Source organism: Mucilaginibacter sp. UYCu711 (assembly GCF_050433825.1).
Classification (GTDB): Bacteria; Bacteroidota; Bacteroidia; order Sphingobacteriales; family Sphingobacteriaceae; genus Mucilaginibacter.
Genome location: NZ_JBNPWM010000004.1, coordinates 442,364 through 461,508, shown reverse-complemented (window position 1 = coordinate 461,508; position 19,145 = coordinate 442,364). Strand labels below are relative to the sequence as shown.

Annotated in this window: 17 protein-coding genes; 11 read left to right on the top strand and 6 right to left on the bottom strand. The window is 41.7% G+C overall.

All coding sequences use genetic code 11. The features are described 5' to 3' along the window. Window positions 1–64 precede the first annotated feature (64 nt). A complete protein-coding gene (locus tag ABIB50_RS11535; RefSeq protein ID WP_429379870.1) occupies window positions 65–517 on the top strand; it encodes a type I restriction enzyme HsdR N-terminal domain-containing protein in 453 nt (150 codons plus the stop codon). Here ABIB50_RS11535 and ABIB50_RS11530 read toward each other — a convergent pair. Both ABIB50_RS11530 and ABIB50_RS11525 read right to left on the bottom strand, forming a co-directional pair. Continuing rightward, window positions 483–2,336 (bottom strand): ATP-binding protein, encoded by a 1,854-nt coding sequence (locus ABIB50_RS11530; RefSeq protein WP_429379869.1) that lies wholly within the window; start codon window positions 2,334–2,336, stop codon window positions 483–485. The two genes, ABIB50_RS11535 and ABIB50_RS11530, sit on opposite strands and share 35 nt — an antisense overlap. Window positions 2,337–2,443: 107 nt before the next feature. Beyond that, window positions 2,444–5,125 (bottom strand): valine--tRNA ligase, encoded by a 2,682-nt coding sequence (locus tag ABIB50_RS11525; protein ID WP_429379868.1) that lies wholly within the window; start codon window positions 5,123–5,125, stop codon window positions 2,444–2,446. 151 nt (window positions 5,126–5,276) lie between these two features. Here ABIB50_RS11525 and ABIB50_RS11520 point away from each other — a divergent pair, with 151 nt between their 5' ends. From ABIB50_RS11520 to mnmD, 3 genes are all read left to right on the top strand, one after another. Next, window positions 5,277–7,322 carry a M13 family metallopeptidase gene (locus ABIB50_RS11520; protein ID WP_429379867.1) on the top strand — a complete coding sequence of 682 codons (2,046 nt, stop codon included), beginning with the start codon at window positions 5,277–5,279 and terminating at the stop codon, window positions 7,320–7,322. A 270-nt stretch (window positions 7,323–7,592) separates the two neighbouring features. After that, window positions 7,593–8,930: an MBL fold metallo-hydrolase gene (locus ABIB50_RS11515; RefSeq protein ID WP_429379866.1), complete on the top strand. Its 1,338-nt coding sequence runs from the start codon at window positions 7,593–7,595 to the stop codon at window positions 8,928–8,930. A gap of 2 nt (window positions 8,931–8,932) precedes the next feature. Continuing rightward, the gene (gene mnmD / locus ABIB50_RS11510) at window positions 8,933–9,601 is read left to right on the top strand and encodes a tRNA (5-methylaminomethyl-2-thiouridine)(34)-methyltransferase MnmD (RefSeq protein ID WP_429379865.1); all 669 of its coding nucleotides are present in this window, start codon (window positions 8,933–8,935) and stop codon (window positions 9,599–9,601) included. Here the strand turns inward: mnmD and ABIB50_RS11505 are convergent. Then, window positions 9,591–10,415 carry a hypothetical protein gene (locus ABIB50_RS11505; protein WP_429379864.1) on the bottom strand — a complete coding sequence of 275 codons (825 nt, stop codon included), beginning with the start codon at window positions 10,413–10,415 and terminating at the stop codon, window positions 9,591–9,593. The two genes, mnmD and ABIB50_RS11505, sit on opposite strands and share 11 nt — an antisense overlap. Window positions 10,416–10,554: 139 nt before the next feature. On the opposite strand from ABIB50_RS11505, the gene mazG reads away from it, so the two are divergent. Continuing rightward, a complete protein-coding gene (mazG, locus tag ABIB50_RS11500; protein ID WP_429379863.1) occupies window positions 10,555–11,361 on the top strand; it encodes a nucleoside triphosphate pyrophosphohydrolase in 807 nt (268 codons plus the stop codon). Window positions 11,362–11,394: 33 nt separating this feature from the next. Beyond that, window positions 11,395–11,844 carry a hypothetical protein gene (locus ABIB50_RS11495; RefSeq protein ID WP_429379862.1) on the top strand — a complete coding sequence of 150 codons (450 nt, stop codon included), beginning with the start codon at window positions 11,395–11,397 and terminating at the stop codon, window positions 11,842–11,844. A gap of 46 nt (window positions 11,845–11,890) precedes the next feature. Here the strand turns inward: ABIB50_RS11495 and ABIB50_RS11490 are convergent, their stop codons facing one another. Next, on the bottom strand, window positions 11,891–13,111 hold the full coding sequence (locus ABIB50_RS11490) for an ABC transporter permease (RefSeq protein WP_429379861.1): 1,221 nt from the start codon (window positions 13,109–13,111) through the stop codon (window positions 11,891–11,893). Between the two features lie 82 nt (window positions 13,112–13,193). Here ABIB50_RS11490 and ABIB50_RS11485 point away from each other — a divergent pair, with 82 nt between their 5' ends. The 4 genes from ABIB50_RS11485 to ABIB50_RS11470 all read left to right on the top strand — a co-directional run bounded on the left by ABIB50_RS11485 (window position 13,194) and on the right by ABIB50_RS11470 (window position 16,054). Beyond that, window positions 13,194–14,414, top strand: coding sequence for an exo-beta-N-acetylmuramidase NamZ family protein (locus ABIB50_RS11485; RefSeq protein WP_429379860.1), 1,221 nt, complete (start codon window positions 13,194–13,196; stop codon window positions 14,412–14,414). A 169-nt stretch (window positions 14,415–14,583) separates the two neighbouring features. Then, window positions 14,584–15,504, top strand: a complete 921-nt coding sequence (fmt, locus tag ABIB50_RS11480; protein ID WP_429379859.1) for a methionyl-tRNA formyltransferase — start codon at window positions 14,584–14,586, stop codon at window positions 15,502–15,504. 29 nt (window positions 15,505–15,533) lie between these two features. Then, window positions 15,534–15,779, top strand: a complete 246-nt coding sequence (locus ABIB50_RS11475) for a hypothetical protein (RefSeq protein WP_429379858.1) — start codon at window positions 15,534–15,536, stop codon at window positions 15,777–15,779. After that, entirely contained in the window at window positions 15,764–16,054 is a 291-nt protein-coding gene (locus ABIB50_RS11470; protein WP_429379857.1) for a type II toxin-antitoxin system RelE/ParE family toxin, read from the top strand. The genes ABIB50_RS11475 and ABIB50_RS11470 overlap by 16 nt, the downstream gene beginning before the upstream one ends. A gap of 7 nt (window positions 16,055–16,061) precedes the next feature. Here ABIB50_RS11470 and ABIB50_RS11465 read toward each other — a convergent pair whose 3' ends face one another. After that, window positions 16,062–16,898 (bottom strand): aminotransferase class IV, encoded by an 837-nt coding sequence (locus ABIB50_RS11465; RefSeq protein WP_429379856.1) that lies wholly within the window; start codon window positions 16,896–16,898, stop codon window positions 16,062–16,064. A 6-nt stretch (window positions 16,899–16,904) separates the two neighbouring features. Further along, on the bottom strand, window positions 16,905–17,960 hold the full coding sequence (locus tag ABIB50_RS11460) for an RluA family pseudouridine synthase (RefSeq protein ID WP_429379855.1): 1,056 nt from the start codon (window positions 17,958–17,960) through the stop codon (window positions 16,905–16,907). Window positions 17,961–18,083: 123 nt separating this feature from the next. Between ABIB50_RS11460 and ABIB50_RS11455 the strand changes: the two genes are divergently transcribed. After that, entirely contained in the window at window positions 18,084–19,139 is a 1,056-nt protein-coding gene (locus ABIB50_RS11455; protein WP_429379854.1) for a DUF6588 family protein, read from the top strand. Window positions 19,140–19,145: the final 6 nt, after the last annotated feature.

The following is a 19,145-nucleotide window of genomic DNA, read 5'->3' as shown; positions in this document are numbered from 1 at the left end:
TTTTTTAAAACTAATCACTAATCTCTAACCTCTAATCACTAATTTCGACTTTTAACTTACCCCAATGCTGCAACCCTTAAACTTACCCCCTCATCCTTTTAAAATAACCGACGAGAACGGGCAGCTAAGTTTATTTGACGAGATCCGGAAACGGAACATCATCCTGACACCCGAAGAGTGGGTGCGCCAACATTTTGTTCAGTACCTTATCAATCAAAAACATTATCCAAAAAGTTTGTTGAAGCTGGAAGGCGGGCATAAACTGCACGGCAAACAAAAACGATCGGACATCATTTGTTTTAATTCGGCAGGTGATAAAATTTTATTGGTGGAGTGTAAAGCGCCGTCAGTACTTATTGATCAGAAAGTATTTGACCAGATAGCGCGTTATAACATCGTACATAAAATAGAGTTATTAGCCGTAACTAACGGCCTGCAGCATTTTTACTGCCGTATCAACTTCGGGCAAAATAGTTACAATTTTATAGAGGAACTACCGGGCTATCAAAAAAGTTAATTTTGGGTGCTGTTGATGATTTGCCTACCAGGTTCTGGATCTTCTCGAACAACTCGTTAGGTTTAAATGGTTTAGACACGTAATCATTCATACCCGATTCCTGCACACGCTCCCTGATATCAAACAGCGCAGAAGCAGTTAAAGCGATGATAGGGATCCCTGATTTTTGCGGATTGGGCATTTTCCGGATCTCTTTTGCGGCATCAAACCCATTCATTACAGGCATTTGCAGGTCCATCAGGATGATATCGAAGTTGCCATACTGCACCAGTTCTACCGCGCGCTCACCGTTTTCGGCGATAGATGGTACAATGTTCCATTTAGACAGCAGCTTCTTCATCAGCATAACATTCACCGGGTTATCTTCGGCAATAAGCATACGTATAGCACTTAAGGTTTCGCTATTTTCTATCACATGCTGTGGCTGATCGATATTGGCCGGCTCAAAAACTTCTGTTGATACCGGGAATTCCATATTAAACGAGAACTCTGACCCAACGCCCGGCGTGCTGCTTACTTTTATTTTTAGCCCTTGTAATTCCAGCAAACGTTTAACAATGGCCAGGCCCAGGCCTGTGCCACCATACTGGCGGGTAGTACTGATAGACTCTTGTATAAAAGGTTCAAAAATCATATTCAGGCGGTTTTGCTCTATACCTATCCCGGTATCTTTAACGGAGAAGTTTATGGTTACGCGGTTATGCCTGTCTTCAATACAAGTGGCTTTAACAGCTATGTTGCCCTGCGCGGTAAATTTAATTGCGTTGCTTACCAGGTTAAATATAATCTGTGTCATCCGGGTAGGGTCGCCAAACAATAGCTTCCTGCTTAATAAGCTATCCACATCCAATTTAAACAACAACCCTTTAGTTTGCGCCGTCATCATCAGGCCTCCGCAAATATTTTGCATTAGCTCAACAATGTTAAACTTGGTGTTTTCGAACACCAGTTTGCCCGCTTCGATCTTGTTAAAATCTAATACGTCATTAACAATAGATAACAAGTTACCTGCCGAAAATTTTAACACTTCCAGGTTTTCGCGCTGATCAGGCCTTGGGTTACCGGCTATCAGCAAATTACTCATACCTATTACAGCATTAAGCGGGGTCCTGATCTCGTGCGACATGGTTGACAGGAACTCTGATTTCGCTTCGGACGATTTTTGAGCCTTCTCCATCGCGTATTCAAATTCGGCAGTAAGGCCGCTTTGTTTAGCGCTGGTTTCTTTTAAGTCTTTTATGCTTTTAATAAAGGCATTATAAAAATGGCTGTGGATAAAAGCAATTAATATAAAACAGGCAAATGTGCTTATGATCCTGGTTGTGTCGTCTACCTTCTCAGGCCTTAAATTAATGATGTAATTGTTATTATACTTTAATACCGCCAGTAGTACTACCGGTACAATATTTATCAACGAATAAATTAATCCAATTTTTTGCCCCAGCATATAAAAGCTAAAAAGCAATATCGTTATTACAACCTCTATGGTAACTATGTCTACATCCTGTATGGCTATGTAAGCATCAATAAGATTTACCAGGGTGCCCACGACCAGAATAATGTGTGACATCAGGATCCACCGGGGCCTGTAAGTAAGCCATTTAAACAGTATAGCCGATGTTAAAAATAATGCCCCGGTTGTATAACTTAGTATGGAGTGCTGCTGATAAAGTATATCTGCAAACAATACAAACAAAGTGCAGAAAGAAAGCGCTAAGCCATAATATAATAAACGTAAACGTGCATTATCAAGAATTGACAGATCATCACATAGTACCCTGCGAATAGAGAAATTAAAAACGTTTACGTTTTTGTTCATAACCAATTGTTTAGCGATGAGCTAACGAATGGGATTATAAATTGCTGATTATTGTTACCTAACCTGTTAATTTATAATCTCAAAGATAGCACACTCACACTATGCAATTAGTTTGCCAATCCCGATATCCCCTCTTCTATGATCTTTAGTTTTGCTTCCGCGTCTGTTCTCTTTTTTTGCTCGGCCTCAATTATTTCAGGTTTGGCGTTGCTCATAAAGCGTTCATTGGTAAGCTTGGCGTTAACCGACTTTAGAAATCCTATTAAATAGTCTTTCTCTTTTTGCAGTCTTTCCGTTTCGACCCCAACATCGATATTCTCGTTCAAAGGCACGTAAAACTCATCCGTTAATACTAAAAAACTGTTTGCTCCTGCTACTTTATCAACTACCAAATTCAACCCGCTAAGGTTTGCCAGTTTGGTTAATATTGCTTTATACAACAAATAATCGATGCCGGAATTTGCTTTAACAGAAAGCGGCAAAACCTCTTTAGGCGACATGCCTTTACTGCTGCGGATATTTCTAATCTGGGTTATAATTTGTTTTACACTTTCCACATCCGTTAATATATGGGAATTAATTTCCCCATTAGTTGGTAATTGGGCAACGATGCAGCTATCAAGCATATCACGCTGTCCAAAAAGCTCATCATGCCATAGTTCTTCAGTAATAAAAGGCATAAACGGATGCAGTATCTTCAATATATTTTCGAAGAAAGCAATGGTTTTGGTATAAGTTTCCCTGTCAATAGGCTGCAGGTAAACGGGTTTTATCATTTCAAGGTACCACGAGCAGAAATCATCCCATACCAGTTTATAGGTAGCCATTAAAGCCTCTGATAAACGATATTGAGAGAAATCGTCGGCTATCTCTATTAATGCCTGGTTAAACCTGCTATCAAACCAGTTAATTGCAACGCTGTTAGGATTGGGCAAGCTATCATTAACCTCCCAGCCTTTTACCAGCAGGAAAGCGTTCCAAACCTTGTTATAAAAATTACGGCCCTGTAAGCAATAGCTTTCATCAAACATCAAATCGTTACCGGCCGGCGAGCTTAACAGCATGCCTACCCTTACACCATCGGCACCATACTTTTTTATCAGGTCCAACGGGTCGGGCGAGTTGCCTAATGATTTTGACATTTTGCGCCCCTGCTTATCGCGAACAATCCCTGTTAAATAAACATTTTTAAACGGCACCTGGCCCCTAAACTCGTGCCCGGCCATGATCATCCTCGCCACCCAGAAAAACAAGATCTCGGGTGCTGTAACCAAATCGTTTGTTGGATAATAGTAGTTGATATCGGCATTATCCGGATCTTTAAATCCATCAAATACAGATATTGGCCATAACCATGATGAGAACCAGGTATCAACTACATCTTCTTCCTGAGTCAAGTCTTGCGTAGTGAGTTGTGGGTTTTGAGTTAGTGCCCGCCCTTGTTCCAATGCCTCCTCAATAGTTTTTGCAATTACATATTGACCGTTTGGTAAATAGTAAGCCGGTATTTGCTGCCCCCACCATAATTGGCGACTGATGCACCAATCCTTCACGTTCTCCATCCAGTGGCGATAGGTATTGATGAATTTTTCGGGGATCAGTTTGATCTCGCCGTTCAATACATAATCCAGCGCAGGCTTAGCCATTTCGTCCATCTTGCAAAACCATTGCATAGATAGCTTGGGCTCAATAACTGCGTTGGTACGCTCGCTAAAACCCACCTGCGATTTATATTCTTCCACTTTATCCAATGCGCCGGCTTCTTCCAGCATCAATGCGATCTTTTTACGCGCGGCAAAGCGGTCCTCGCCTACTAAAATTTCGGCTTTGGCGTTTAGCGTGCCGTCATCATTTAAAATATCAATAACCGGCAGGTTATGTTTAATACCCAGCTCGTAATCATTCAGATCATGCGCGGGGGTAACCTTTAAACAGCCGGTACCAAAATCCATTTCTACATACTCATCCAGTATCACCGGTATCTCGCGGTTTATTAGCGGGATAAATACTTTGCGGCCATGCAGGTGAAGGTATCGCTCGTCGTTAGGGTTGATACAAATTGCCGCATCGGCCATGATTGTTTCAGGTCTGGTAGTAGCAATGGTAAGGAATCGCGAACTAAGCGGAGAATGGTGAGTAGCCCTGCTCTCGCTTAACATCGACAATTCGTCGGGTACTACGTTATAATTTATATAATATAGTTTCTGATTTACTTCTTTACGGATTACTTCCTCATCGCTCACCGCGGTTTTACCTTGCGGGTCCCAGTTTACCATGCGGATACCACGATAGATCAACCCTTTTTTATACAGGTGGATAAACGTATCAATTACCGCTTCTGATAAATTATCGTCCATGGTAAACTTGGTACGCTCCCAATCGCATGAGGCGCCCAATTTTTTAAGCTGCTCTAAAATAATGCCGCCATATTTTTCTTTCCACTCCCAGGCGTAATCTAAAAACTCGGGGCGGGTAAGGTCTTTTTTGCTGATGCCGCGTTCTTTAAGCATGGCTACAACCTTAGCTTCGGTAGCTATACTGGCATGATCTGTACCCGGCACCCAGCAGGCATTTTTGCCTTGCATACGCGCACGGCGGATCAGCACATCCTGGATAGTATTGTTAAGCATATGGCCCATGTGCAATACCCCGGTAACGTTAGGGGGCGGTATTACAATAGTGTAGGGTTCGCGTTCGTCGGGTACCGATCTGAAAAAGTTATTATCTAACCAGTACTTATACCATCTCTCTTCGGCTTCTTTAGGCAAATATGTTTTAGCAATACTCATAAGGATGCAAAAATAGCGTTTTGGATTAAAAGTTTGCAGATTAATGCGCACCGCAGCGTTAATTATCCACAAAAATCAATAAGTGATTTTCGCACATTTAACAATTACTTAATTTTATTTATCATTGCACTAACTGAACTCAATTATTCTCATGAAAATAAAATTCGCTCATTTAATTATGGCGGGGGGTGTATGCCTTGCCGCCAGCGCTTTTGTTATTGACAAACCAAAGCCAAAACCGCCGCGTAAATTTATCGACCCTGCAAACATGGATTTGTCTGTTAAACCGGGCGACGATTTTTTTGAATATGCCAACGGCAACTGGATAAAAAACAACCCTATCCCGGCCAAAGCAACCCGTTGGGGATCTTTCAGCATTATTAGCCAGGAAAATACCGACCATGTGGTTAGCATCCTTAAGGATGCCAGTAAAAACCCCGGATTAAAGGGCAGCGTAACACAGCGCGTTGGCGATATGTATGCCAGTGGCATGGATACCGTTACTATAGAAAACCGCGGTTATGACCCGATCAAAGCGGACCTTGAACGTATTGCAAAGATCCGCAATACTGATGATGTAGTTGCCGAAGCAACTTATGAGCGTAGTCATGCTATAGGTTCGCCGTTTTTTGGTTTTGGTGTAAGCGCCGATTCAAAGCACCCAAATGTTAATGCCGTATATTTCTCGCAAGGCGGTACTACCCTGCCCGATCGCGATTATTATTTAAAGGATGATGCGCGTACTGTAAAAATTCAGAATGCTTACAAGCAGTACATTGTTAATTTGTTCTCGTTAACCGGTACAGATACCAAAGACGGAGTAAAAAATGCTAATGCAATTTTTGCCATCGAGGCCAAACTGGCTAAAGCACAATTAAGCCGTGTTGAAATGCGCGACGCAAATAAGCGTTATAATAAAATGTTGGTGGTTGATTTTAAACACCTCACCCCACACTTTAACTGGATAACCATGTTGCCACAGTTGAAAGCTCCGGGACAAGACAGTGTAATTATTGACAACCCTAACTTCTTCAAAGCCGAAGACGATGTTGTTGGAACAACTAATGTAGATGACTTAAAAACTTATTTAATTTGGGGAATTTTAAAAGGATCGGCCAATTCATTAAGCTCGCCGTTCGTCAGAGCATCATTTGATTTTAACAGCGTGTTAAGCGGTCAAAAAGTACAAACACCACGCTATGAGCGCATGGGATCGACCATTGATCAGGGCTTGGGCGAATTATTGGGCCAGCTATATGTTGCCAAATACTTTAAACCACAGGCTAAAACCTATATGATAAACCTGGTAAATAACCTGAAAGGCGTTTTGGGCGACCGTATTAAACGCCTTGACTGGATGAGTGACGAAACCAAAGCGCACGCGCTTAAAAAATTGGCCGCTTTCAGCGTTAAAATTGGTTATGCTGATAAATGGGAAACCTACAACGGCCTGGTTATAGAGCGCAACGATTACATAGGTAACCTGCGCCGCATTGGCCAATGGAAATATAATTTTAACATGAGCCAGTTAGGCAAGCCGGTGGACAAAACCCGCTTTAATATGACCCCGCCAACGGTAAATGCTAACTACAGCTCTACTAAAAACGAGATCACTTTCCCGGCAGGCATTTTACGTTACCCATTCTTTGATTTTGATGCTGATGACGCTGTAAATTACGGCGGTATTGGCGCCGTAATAGGCCACGAAATGACACATGGTTTTGATGACCAGGGCCGCCAGTCGGATTTTGACGGTTCATTGCATGATTGGTGGACCAAAGCCGATGCTGATAAATTTAAAGCCCGTGCCGATAGAGTAGTTGAGCAGTTTAACGCCTACACAGTAAACGATTCGTTGCATGTAAACGGCCGTTTAACTTTAGGCGAAAACCTTGCCGACCTTGGCGGGGTAAACGTTGCTTACGAAGCCTTTAAGAAAACTAAACAAGGAAAATCAACTGTTAAGATCGATGGCTTTACGCCAGATCAGCGTTTCTTCCTTGGCTTTGCCCAGGTATGGAGAAGCTCATCACGACCAGAAACTGCTGCGCAGTTGGTGCTGGTAGATCCGCATTCGCCAGAGCGTTACCGTTCTTTCGCAGCATTAACTAATATTGATGCCTGGTACAAAGCGTTTAATGTTCAACCCGGCGATAAATTGTATAAAAAACCTGAGGATAGAATTAGGGTTTGGTAATAACCTTGATTAATTATCCAACAAAGCCTGCCTTAGTAATTTAGGGTAGGCTTTGTTATTTAAGTTATTTGCCGGCGATAATTATGCAGTGTATCAGGTGTATCAGCTGTATCAGCTGTTTCACCCGTACCTGACACAGCTGATACAGTAAATGTACTTTCCATCGCTATAATGTGTGCAATTAAGTACGTTAAACTATCACTGTCATCTTTCGGTCTTTACTAAGCTCCCTGCTTTTTCACTCCATACTAATAACTATCTTTGCCCTTAATGATCATTCATCAATTTTACGATACAGGTTTGGCCCACGCATCATACGCCATAATACGCGATGCAAAGATGATAGTGATTGACCCAAGCCGCGACCCGCAGAGTTATTATGATTTTGCGCAACTGCACGAGGCCGATATAGTAGGTGTAATTGAAACGCACCCGCATGCCGATTTTGTAAGTTCGCATTTAGAGATCCATGAAACTACCGGTGCGATTATATATTGCAGTAAACTGGTTGGAGCCGCTTATCCACACGAAAGTTTTGACGATGGCGATATTATTCATTTAGCCGACATCAAACTCAAAGCTATCAACACCCCCGGCCATTCGCCTGATTCTATTTGTATTTTATTGCAGGATGAGGATGGCAACGACCAGGCGCTTTTTACCGGTGATACTTTATTTGTTGGAGATGTAGGCAGGCCCGATCTGCGCGAAAATGCGGGTAACATTACCGCCAAAAAAGAAGAGCTGGCCAGGCAAATGTTTCATTCGCTTCGCGACAAGTTGATGCAGCTGCCGCACCATGTTACGGTTTACCCGGCACATGGCCCCGGATCGCTTTGCGGTAAAAACATGAGCCCCGACCTTGACAGTACCATAGGCCGCGAGCTGCGCGACAACTATGCCCTGCAAATTACCCGCGAGGATGAATTTGTTAAAATAATAACTACTGATCAACCCTTTGTACCGCATTATTTTGGCTTTGATGTAGACCTGAATAAAAACGGCGCGCCGGCATTTAAACAAAGTGTTGCCAGGGTTACGAAAGGCAATGTCGATTTAGAAAAAGGCATTATTGTTATTGACACACGCACCAAAGAAGAGTTTATAGCCGGCCACTTAAAAGGCGCTATTAACCTGCAGGATGGCGGCAAATTTGAAACCTGGTTAGGATCAATTATTGAGCCCCATGAGCAATTTTATTTAATAGCTGCTACCGATGGGGCGCTGGCTATCGTTATAAAAAAAGCCGCCAAAATAGGTTACGAGCAAAACATTAAAGCTGCCTTGTTAACGCCTTTAAATGCTAATCACACTTCGGCGGTTATTGACCTTGATGCTTTTAAAACATCGCCAAATAGCTATACAATAATTGATGTGCGCAACCGGAGCGAAATTAGCGAAGGGAAGATCTTTGAAAACGCATTAACCATCCCCCTGCCCGAATTACGTAACCGGTTACATGAGATCCCGACCGGGCGCCCTATTGTGGTGCATTGCGCGGCAGGCTACCGGTCGGCAGCGGCTACAAGTATTATAGCAGGCAGGATAAGCTCGACCCCGGTTTATGACCTGAGTGAAGCTATTACTGACTTTGGCTTATCTCATTAATTATGCTTGAGCTTGTAAAAACCGCCGACGGCTCTAACACCATTTACAATCCGCAGGTTGGCGAGAATTACCATTCAATAAATGGCGCGTTGCAGGAGAGCCGGCATGTGTTTTTAAACGCGGGGCTGCAATATTTCCTGGATAACAGCCCTGCAAAACAAGTAGCTGTATTAGAAGTAGGCTTCGGTACCGGCCTTAACTTTTTATTGACCGCTGATTTTTGTACCGTTAACAAAATCGAACTCAACTATACCGGCATCGAGGCCTATCCGTTAACTGATGAATTAATGGGAAGTACGGGATATGACAAATATACAACTGCGGAAACGTGGGCGTCGTTACTAAATAATTATCAATCGGCTTTAATGAAAGCCACAGTATTAAACCCTTACTGCAAACTGCAAATAGCCGGGTGCGAACTTATGAATTTCACGTCTGATGAACGATTTGACGTTATCTATTTTGATGCATTCGCGGCTGCCCATCAACCCGAAATGTGGAACGAGGAGGCTATTGGCCATACCGTTAGCTTTTTAAAAACCGGTGGTATATTTGTTACTTATGCTATTACCGGCAACCTGAAACGCATGTTAAAAGGCCTGGGCTTACAAATACAAAAAATACCCGGCGCGGCAGGTAAGCGCGAAATGTTGCGGGCCGTTAAAATTTAAATCCCACGTTAAACTTCATGGTAAAACCGTTTGTAGCCGGCAGCTCGCGCACCGGAAATGCTACGGTGGTTGATGAACTGCGGGTAGCGTAAATTATTGGCCCGCCACATAAAGTGAATGATAAACGCGAGCTAACCGGCGCATAATTTAATGATGGGCCTATCAATAATCTCGCTCCGCCTTCGGCTTCATCGGTCTCCCAAAAACCTTCAAGGTCCTGCCCTACAGCTTCTATACCGCCAAAAAATTGGTTGCTGATCTTGCGGTGCACACCTATGCTGCTGATAACATCTATACCATCCCTGCCGGTTACAAATGCTTTTTCAAACCTGACATTGGCACCCAGTTTCCAGTTAAGTTTATCATACGCCGCTGTAATGCGTGTCAGGGCTACTTTGCTATTGTCAAACTCGCGCCTAAAGCCCAGGCTGGCGCCTATCCGTAAATCTGTTGGCAAATTTCCGCCTATAAAATCGCGCAAAAACTCTGCTTGCTGTAAACTGCTCACCTGGCCATCTTTACCAAAACCAATACCCGCCGAAACCAGCATGGTAATTTTTGAACCTAAATAGCCTTTAACAGCGAAGTTTTGGTCGACACCATTATAGCCTAACGGGGTAACAGTCCGCTCACCATATCCGCCCGAGTAGTTTAAGCTCCAGCTGCGTCCAGAAGGATTAAGCGTACTCACAGTAAATAAAAATGGCTGTGGCTGCGTTAATGAAGCATCCGCTCCGTTGTTTAAACTTTGGGCATAACCCGGCGCATTAAATAATATTATGGCAAGCAGCGAAGCGTAAATTTTCCTGATCATATGGTTTGGTATTGGATGTAGATGCTAAGTTAACAGTACATAATTAATTTTATGTTAGGTTTTTGCTAAGTTTTCTAAAAATCGGCAGTAATAGTCGGGGTAATATGGGTGCTGAACCTTATTTTTACGAAAAAAAACTATGCCCTTAACTCCGCCTGTTTCCGCCCATAACCCCGCTTCAGCTTTCGAACGTTTATTAACCATCATGGACGATCTGCGTTTAAATTGCCCCTGGGATAAAAAGCAAACGCTTGAAAGTTTAAGGCACTTAACTATTGAAGAAGTTTATGAATTATCCGACTCGATATTAAGCGCCGATATGACCGAAATAAAGAAGGAATTGGGTGATATTATGCTGCACCTGGTTTTTTATGCCAGGATAGCGTCCGAAGGCAACCATTTTAATATTACCGACGTACTTAACAGTATATGCGATAAGTTAATTAACCGCCATCCGCATATTTACAGCGATGTTGAGGTTAATGACGAGAACGATGTTAAGCGCAACTGGGAGCAGATAAAGCTAAAAGAAGGCAATAAATCTGTTTTAGGTGGCGTACCCGCCTCATTACCGGCGTTGGTAAAAGCATCGCGCATCCAGGAAAAAGCCCGCGGTGTGGGGTTTGACTGGGAAGAAAAAAGCCAGGTGTGGGCAAAAGTTGAAGAGGAACTGCAAGAGTTTAAAAACGAGTTTAATGCCGAGGACGAAGCAAATATAGATCATGAAAAGGCAGAGGGCGAGTTTGGCGACCTGTTGTTCTCCTTGATAAATTATGCAAGGTTTATTAATATAAACCCCGAGGATGCGTTAGAGAAAACTAACCACAAGTTTATAAAACGGTTTCAATACCTTGAAAGTAAAGCCGCCGAAAGCGGTAACCAATTACAAAACATGAGCCTGGCCGAAATGGATGTGTTTTGGAATGAGGCAAAAAATATAAAATAGAACAATTGAGTTGTGCACAACTCTAAACTTAACATGAAAAGTAAAGTCATTTATTTATTAACCTTGCTGCTGGTTGTTATAACCGGTTGTGTTAAGAGTTATAGAGACCCGGCTTTCGATCCTAATAATCTGGGATACCCGTTAGGTACATTTACCGGCGAATTTGCCCGTATCCATAAAAACCGTATGACTTATAAATATGATACTACCAGGGCCGTGTTAAAGCTGGTGCTATCAACCAATACTGGTTTTGCTGTAACAGGCGATACCACTACGGCACATGCGGGCAGTTATGGAAGCTTTAGCGAAGATTTTGTAAACATGTCGTTTGATGATGTTACCTACCCGGTTAAATATTCGGCTAAAAAAACGCATTTATCGGGCTTCTACACTTATATTTATGATGGCACCCTCTTAAAAATAAGCAGTGGTGGGACAACGGATACATTAAGATGTATTTATACCTTAAAAAAAATAAACTAACCATAACCCGGTTAATGGCCGGTATTTATTTATAATTACCGGCTTGTTATTTATACTGGATGGCTTTTACCGGCGAGATCCTGGATACCAGCATAGACGGAATAATCAATACCAGCAAACAGATAATCATAGTTCCAATATTTAACAATACCACATCGGCCAGCTTAAGTTGTATAGGTACAAACGTCATGTAATATGACTCGGCATCCAGTTTAAAAAAATGTGTTTTATACTGGATCAGGCTTAATCCCAATCCGAATATATTTCCAAGCAGTAACCCTAAACCAATCAGGTAAGAAGCATTGTACAAAAACACTTTTTGTATCGTCCAGTTTTTGGCGCCCATGGCTTTTAGTATGCCTATCATTGCGGTGCGCTCCAATATCATTATTAGCAAGGCCGATATCATGTTAATGACAGCAACAGCCAGCATCAAAACAAGCATTACCCGGGCATTTACATCTAACAAGGGTAACCACTCAAATATTAAGGGGAAATTTTCAAATACGGTAGTCAATCTAAGTCGTGGTGGCAACGCGTCATTAACCACATTGGTAGCATGATCAAGCTGATCAAAATCTGCAACCCGTAATTCATAGCCGCCAATCTCGTCGGGCTCCCAATTATTTAACCGTTTTATCAGTGAGATATCGCCAATAACATAAGTTTTATCGATCTCTTCAATACTGGTGTCAAAAATACCTACAACCCTAAACGACCTGCGGCGCAATGGTTCCTGCACAAAGTACATTATTAAAGCATCACCAACTTTAAGCTTTAGCCGGTTGGCTATAGTTTGCGATATCATTAATTGTGTTTTGGCTCGTGTGGTATCAGAAAAATCAATTACCGTACCCGCAGCAAGATTGGCCTTTAAAAAATCCCATTGATAGGCGCTGTCAACACCTTTAAGCACTACGCCTTCAATTTCGTTATGTGCTTTAATAATACCGGGCTTGGTAGCAAAGGGCATGATATGCCTGATAGCTCCGCTTTTTTTGGCCAGGCTTTCAAATGTATCAGCCTTTATAAAAGGAGAGTTTTCGTATGAGCTATTAAGGTCGTATTTCACGACTTTGATATCCCCATCAAACCCGCGGACTTTTTCCTTGATCTCGTTTTTAAACCCGCGGATAATAGCCATCGACAATATCATAACGCCAAGCCCCAGCATAATGCCAACTATCGCTATGCGTACAATCAACTTTGAAAATGTACGTTTAGATCTAAATGAAATACGGCCCGCTATAAATGATGCGAAATTCAATGCTGTAATGATTTTAGTAACTTAGCAAATATGCAGTTTTACCGCGTAAAAAGGCGCTTTTAATTTAAAGACACCAATCTAAATGAAGCAAATAAAATATCTTTTACTGTATCCGCTAATAGCGTTATTACCATTTATTGCTGTTGCCTGTTCGCAGCCAGGCAAAACAGTAAGCTATAAAATTGATAAACCCATAATTACCGGCGCCGACCAAACCAACCTATACGTAAACTACCTGAAAGGTAAAAACGTGGGAATGGTAGTTAACCAAACTTCTATAATAGGTAAAAACAAAACCGCAAGCCCCGATAGTTTATTAAAACTTGGCGTAAAAATTAAAAAAATCTATGGCCCCGAGCATGGCTTTAGGGGCAATGCCAGCAATGGCGCAACCGTAGGTAATGAGCTTGATACAAAAACCGGCGTCCCTGTAATATCGCTTTATGGTAGTAAACATTATAAACCTACGGTTGATGAATTAAAAGGCATCGACCTGATGATATTTGATATTCAGGATGTAGGCACCAGGTTTTACACCTATATATCAACCCTGCATTATGTAATGGAAGCCTGTGCCGAAAATAATATTGAACTGCTGATATTAGACCGGCCCAACCCCAACGGTACTATTATTGATGGACCAATATTAGACAGCGCTTATAAATCGTTTGTTGGGATGCACCCCATACCTATCTCGCACGGGATGACAATTGCCGAATATGCCCAAATGATAGATAGCGAGGGTTGGTTAAAAAACCATGTGCAGTGCAAGCTAAAAATTATCAAGCTGGCTAATTATACCCATGCAGCAACTTATGTGTTGCCAGTTAGTCCTTCACCAAATTTAAATACCAATCAATCTATTTTGCTGTACCCAAGCACTTGCTTGTTTGAGGGTACAACTTTTAGTTTAGGGCGGGGTACTATGCTTCCGTTTGTACAGGTTGGGCATCCGCTGTTAAAGGGGAAGTACAGTTTCTCTTTCACGCCGGTTAGCATAGCCGGAATGAGCGAAGACCCACCGCAAAAAAACCAGGTTTGTTATGGTATTGATTTGAAAAATTACAATACCGCCGCTCTGAAAAAAAGCGGCCAGATAAACTTATCATGGTTAATTGGCTTATATAAGGTTTTCCCCGACAAGGCGCATTTTTTTAATGCCTATTTTACAAAACTGGCCGGTACAGAAGAGCTTAGGAAACAAATTGAAACCGGTAAAACAGAAGCCGAAATACGCCAAAGCTGGGCATCGGGTTTAAGCAAATACAAGACCATGCGACGCAAATATTTATTATATCAATAATTAACTTTAGCAACGCATTATGATTTAAACAATTTTTATGGTTTTTACTTATTACAAGTATAGATAACCAGATAAAATCATTATATTTTCACGATGAAACTACCGTGAGCTGTAGCGAAAATAATAGTTGCTCGTGATAGCTTCATCATTATTAATATAAATCACAGGGATGAAAATCGTGTTTATGGGTACGCCACAGTTTGCCGTGGCATCGTTAGATGAGTTAATACAATCGGGTGCCGACGTTGTAGGTGTAATTACCGCACCCGATAAACCTGCCGGCCGTGGGCAGAAGGTTACCGAGTCGGCTGTTAAGCAGTATGCTGTTGCCAATGGCTTACGTATTTTACAACCCACAAATTTAAAGGACCCCGATTTTTTAGCCGAACTAAGATCGTTAGATGCCGACCTGCAGGTGGTAGTAGCCTTTAGGATGCTGCCCGAAGAGGTTTGGAACATGCCCGATAAAGGCACCATAAATTTACATGCCTCATTACTGCCAAATTACCGCGGTGCGGCGCCGTTAAACTGGGTGCTGATAAACGGCGAAAAAGAAAGCGGCGTAACCACGTTTTTCCTGAAACATGAAATTGATACCGGTAATGTTTTATTCACCGAGAAAGTAACACTTACAGGCCATGAAACCGCCGGCGAGCTGCATGACAGATTAATGAACAAAGGTGCCGGCCTGGTGGTAAAAACCGTTAAAGCAGTTGAAAGCGGACGCTATAATGAGCATCCGCAGTCATCGTTATTAACTGAAGGTGCTGAAATAAAAATCGCACCCAAAATTTACAAAGACGATTGCAAAATAAACTGGAACATGCCGGTAACCTGGGTATATAACTTCATCCGCGGACTAAGCCCTACTCCTGCAGCTTTTACCGACTTAAATGCCAAAACATTTAAAATATACCGGGCCGAGTTCCAGGAAACAGAACCGGGCATACAACCGGGCGCCTTTTTAACCGATAATAAAACTTACTTAAAATTTGCCGCACAGGATGGTTTTATCAGCGTAACTGATGTACAATTGGAAGGTAAAAAACGGATGGATATTGCTGAGTTTTTGAGGGGTGTGAAGTTGTAGATAAATAGAAATTTTCAATAACTTTAGGTATGAAAATTGAAACGTTAAAATCAGAGTTCCGCGAATTAATTGATCAGATTAACGACCAGGAAATACTTGCTCAATTTTATGATGCTTTAAATCGATCTGTATCAACTGAAGGTTCTCTTTGGCAGTCTTTAACTAAAGAACAAAAACAGGCTGTTTTACTTGCTTATGACGAGAGTGATGATGAAGCTAATTTAGTTTCTCTATCTTCGATAAAGTCAAAATATAAAGAATGGCCTTTGAAGTAACTTTTACCAAAAGGGCTGAAGATGATTTTGAAGATATTTTAAATTATATTGAAAATGAATTCGGCACTAAAACAGCTATTCATTTTAAGGATTTGATCATTGAATTTGCAACTTTAATTCAAAGCTTCCCTGAAATTGGCAGCCTGGAACGAAGCGATAAAAATATCAGAGGCCTTGTAATTCTCCGGCGCTTAAAGGTCTTCTACCGAATTAAAAAAGACAATATCATTGTGCTTAGGCTATTTGACACAAGACAACATCGCGGTAGAATATAAACAGCTATTATAGCTTATTTAACTCATCCATAAAAACCTTACTCACCTTATTGAAGTAACGTTTAATACCATACCCCATAACACATTGGATGCCTTTGCTGGCATTAGTTAAAAACACTTCGTCAGCTTCGTATAGTATTTCGGGGTTTATCTGGGCTTCCGTTACAGGTATATTACTTTTTTTGGCGATGTTGATAATAACCTGGCGCATCACCCCTTCTACACAACCCTCGCTTAGCGCCGGCGTATACAAATGGTTTTGATACCATACAAAGACGTTGGAGCTGCTTGCCTCACATAAAAATCCGTTTTGGTTTAGCAGGAAAACCTCGTCCAGATTATTTTGTGCCTTATACAACCCAGCCATCACATAAATAAGCGAGTTACAGGTTTTGATGTTGGACAGGTAATTGGATGGTTTAGGCAGATCAGTAAAAATATCTACGATTAAACCTTTCTCATTTAAAAAATACCGAGGCTCATCGGCAGGTGTAAACTCTAAACAATAACCCGACTTGTTTTGCGACGGTGCATAAAATCCGCTCGAGTCGCGGTAAACCGTTAACCTTAACCGGCCATGCTTTGATTTATTGCGAACGGACAATTGCTCGGCCTTTTCCTTTAAAAAATAATCGTCCATTTGCGAGTAGCTGTCGATCTTTAACGCTTTCATGCCACGTTGCAAGCGGTCGGCATGCATATCGGCAAACTGAAGCTGGCCCTTTAGCATGCGCATACTCTCAAACAAACCATCGCCATATTTAAAAGCACGATTGGTAACAGGTAACAGTTTAGTGTCTGCCGGTACTATTTCTCCGTTAAAATTTATGTAAAGCAATGCCATGGTTAATTAATCGCTAATTTCACCATTTTGTGTGGCATTAGCACCAATATATTTGCGCCATTTTTGTAATACATTATCAAAATCCTGTGGCAGAGCTGCTTCAAAATGAATATATTTTTTTGTTGATGGATGCGTAAAACCCAGCGTTTGGGCATGCAGCGCCTGGCGCGGCATCAACTCAAAACAATTCTCTACAAACTGTTTGTATTTACTATAAACGGCGCCTTTTAAGATCTTATCGCCGCCATAAGTCGCGTCGCTAAATAAAGGGTGGCCAATATGCTTCATATGCGCACGGATCTGGTGCGTACGGCCTGTTTCCAGCTGGCACTCTATCAGCGTAACATAACCCATCCGCTCTAACACTCTGTAATGCGTTACAGACCATTTACCTTTTTCTTCATCGTCATAAATTGACATTACCCGCCTGTCGTTCACGCTGCGGCCAATGTAGCCTGTTACTGTCCCGTCCTGCTCCAGGTCGCCCCAAACCAGGGCAATATATTTACGGGTTATAGAGTGATCAAAAAACTGGCGGGCCAGGTAAGTCATTGACCGCTCGTTTTTGCTTATTAACAGTAAGCCCGAGGTATCCTTATCAATACGATGCACCAAGCCTGGCCTGCCGTCGTTACCGGGAAGCGTAGGCAATTGCTGAAAATGGTAAACCAACGCGTTAACCAGCGTACCAGTATAATTATTATAGCCGGGATGTACCACCATGCCGGCCTCTTTATTTACCACCAGCACATCATCGTCTTCATAAACAATATTTATCGGTAGGTTTTCGGGGTATACTTCGGTATCGCGCGGCGGATGCGGCAATACAACCGATATTACATCAAACGGTTTAACGCGGTAGCTGGCCTTTATTACTTTATCATTAACCAGCACATTGCCGGCATCGATGGCATTCTGGATCCGGTTACGCGATGCATTTTCGACCCTGTACATCAAGAACTTATCAATACGTAAAAGGGATTGCCCTTTATCAACAATTACACGTAAATGCTCATATAGATCCTGTTCATCCTGCTCAAATATTTCGGGCTCTTTTATCATTCGGGCAAAAATAATTGTTTTTTGATCAATTAAATATTAATAATAATATACCTAACTGCTTACAATATTGATTATTACGAAATATGTATTACTTTTATGGTCGAAAACCTTAATTTAAACAATATGAAAAAACTCTACTCACTAATTACTCTTGTAATTTTAACGTCTGCTGCCTTCAAGGCAAATGCACAGTCCAATGATGGCTTATCTGATTTATTTAAAGGTAACCCATCAGACGTAAATAAATTAATGGGTGCCTACGCAACCCCGTTATTTAAAGGCTTTGGCAATAGCTTAAACGGCGGTTGGACCAACACAGCAAAAACTCAAGATTTGCTTCATTTTACTATTAGAGTAACTGCCAGCGCCAGCATAGTTCCTCAAGCAGACAGGACCTTTAACATTAACTCTTTGAACTTAGCTAATATTAAACCACAGGGTTCTCCTATTGCACAAACGTTTGGAGGCGATGATAAATTGGAAACAGGTATAACTTTTACAGATCCAAACAACTCAGCCAATACCTATAACACTAAACTACCTGCAGGTGTAACTAAATATGTGCCTGCCCCGCAGGTACAACTAACTGTTGGTTTAGTTAAACACACTGATTTTAGCATTCGCTTTATCCCTACGACCAAAATTACTGATGATGTTGGTAAGGTAGGTATGTTTGGTTTTGGTTTAAAACACAATTTTGCTCAAGATTTGGGTAAAAACGCACTGCCTTTTGATTTGGCCTTAGCAGTAGGTTATACACGACTAACTTATGAGAAAACCTTAAATGTACAACCAGATGCATCTAATGGAGGCATAACCGGTAATTCTAACTTTAGCAATCAGACAATTGAAGGTCACTTTAGTGGATTTAATACCCAAGTTATCCTCTCTAAAAAATTATTATTTTTTACACCGTTTGTGTCTGTCGGCTATTTAACCAGCAGTACAGATGTAGGATTAAAAGGAAACTTTCCTTTTGTTACCGGCGTAAATGCTGCCAAACAACCTATTTACACTTCATATGCTGACCCTATCAACATCAGTGGTAAATCGGCCAGTGTAAGTGGTATGCGTGCTGATTTAGGGTTTCAGTTAAATCTGGCTATATTAACTATCTATGCATCAGGAAGTTTAGCCGAATACAAATCATTCAATGCAGGTATCGGCTTAGGCTTCTAATAAGCT